At 60.2% G+C, this 1,879-nt stretch carries 2 protein-coding genes; both read right to left on the bottom strand.

The features are described from left to right. On the bottom strand, positions 1-1,280 hold a 1,280-nt coding region (locus GX108_05060), incomplete at its 3' end, for a phosphomannomutase/phosphoglucomutase (protein NLO56408.1). 35 nt (positions 1,281-1,315) lie between these two features. Further along, positions 1,316-1,879: NAD-dependent epimerase/dehydratase family protein (locus GX108_05055; GenBank protein ID NLO56407.1), on the bottom strand; the 564-nt coding region annotated here is incomplete at its 5' end.

The raw sequence follows: 1,879 nt of genomic DNA, 5'->3' as shown, positions 1-1,879 counted from the left end.
GCCACGATAACGGGCTGGGTGTTCGACGCCCTGACCAGGCCCCACCCCCTGGGGTAGAGGATCCTCACGCCGTCCACGGTGATGGCTTCGTGATCTTTCAGGGCGTTATCCCTGATATGGTCTACCACGTCGAACTTCCGCTCGTCCGGGCAGGCGATCCGTGTCTCTGCTGTGCTGTAGTAGACTGGTACGTCCTCGAGCAGTTTCGACAGCTTCCGGTCAGTGTTGGACAGTATCCTCAAAAGCCTCCCCGCGGCGTAGAAGGCGTCGTCAAAGCCCCAGAACTCATCGGCGAAGAACATGTGTCCCGACACCTCACCGGAAAAAAGGGCGTCCATCTCCTTCATCTTGGCCTTTATCAGGGAGTGTCCCGACTTCCACCAGACCACCTTCCCCCCGAGGCGCTTTATCTCGTCCACCAGCGCCTGGGAACTCTTGACCTCGACGATGGCCTCCGTCCCCGGGTACCGGGGCAGGATCTCCCTCCAGAAGAGGATCATCAGTATATCTCCCCAGACAATCTCTCCCCGGTCATCGATGACTCCTATCCGGTCGGCATCGCCGTCGAAACCCAGGCCCACATCGCCCTTCTCCCGCTTGACGGTCTCGATGAGGTCCTGCACGTACTCCCGCTTGGTGGGGTCGGGGTGATGGTTTGGGAAGGTCCCGTCGGGTTCCTCGAAAAGGGGGATCACCTCGCACCCGATCTCCCGGAGGAACCGGTTCACCAGCGGTCCCGCCGTGGCGTTCCCCGAGTCGGTGACCACCTTGAGCTTCCGGTCGCCGAGTTTGATCTTGGAAACCAGCATAGCCAGGTATTCCTCCGATAGATCCATCGTCGCGACGGAGCCCTTCCGGGGGGCCACCACGAGGTCGTCGGATTCGATCATCCTCCGGATCTTCTGGATCTGGTCGCCGTAGAGGGTGGTTTTGCCAAAGGCCAGCTTCAACCCGTTGAACTCCTTGGGATTATGGCTCCCGGTGATCATGACAGCCCCCTCCAGGTCCAGGCGGAAGAGGCTCCAGTAGAGCAGCGGCGAAGTGACCATGCCTATATCGACCACGTCGATGCCGGCGGAGGTCACCCCTTCGATGACGTCCTCTCTTATCCTCTCCGTCGAGAGACGGATATCGCCGCCCACGGTGATCTTCCGCACTCCCTCCCGGAGGAGGAACGTCCCGTAAGCGAGGCCGATGGCCCTGATGGTTTCGCTGGTCAGTTCCTCGTCGGCATTGCCCCTGATGTCGTACTCCCTGAAGATGTGGGATGGCAGATTCATCGCGGCACCTCCCGTGAAGCGTAATTTCTCCCCAGTCATAGCCCGTTCTCGTCCAACGTCGATTCGATGGTCTTCCTCACGGCTTCTTCCAGGGTGGTCCTGGGCTCCCAGCCGAGGAGCCGGTTGGCCTTGGCCACCGATGGCACCCTGTCGAGCACGTCCTCGTACCCCTTGCCGTAGTAGTCCCTGGAGTCTATCTCTGTCAGGTTCGCCCTTTGCGCCAGCGGGCCGTATTTCGGGTGCGGTTCCAGCAACTTGATGATCAGGAGGGCCAGTTCCTTGATGGACGCATTGTTTTGAGGGTTGCCGATGTTGAAGATCTCGCCGTCGGCACGGCCCTTTTCATTCCTGATGATGGCTTCGAGGGCCTCGACGCCGTCGCCTATCCAGGTGAAACTTCTCCTCTGGCGGCCGCCTCCCACAAGGGAAACTCCCCTTCCATGGATCACATCGTAGAGGATCTGGGTGATCGAACGGGCCTTCCTCTCCTCGGCGTCCTTGAAGGTGTCCAGTCGAGGTCCGATCCAGTTGAAGGGGCGGAAAAGGGTGTATTGCAGGCCCTCCTCCTGTCCATAAGCCGCAATCACCCGGTCCATCAT

Origin of the sequence: Thermovirga sp., assembly GCA_012523215.1 — a bacterium.
Taxonomy (GTDB): domain Bacteria; phylum Synergistota; class Synergistia; order Synergistales; family Thermovirgaceae; genus 58-81.
The sequence above is the reverse complement of the archived record's forward strand: the minus strand, read 5'-3'. Positions and strand labels throughout refer to the sequence as shown.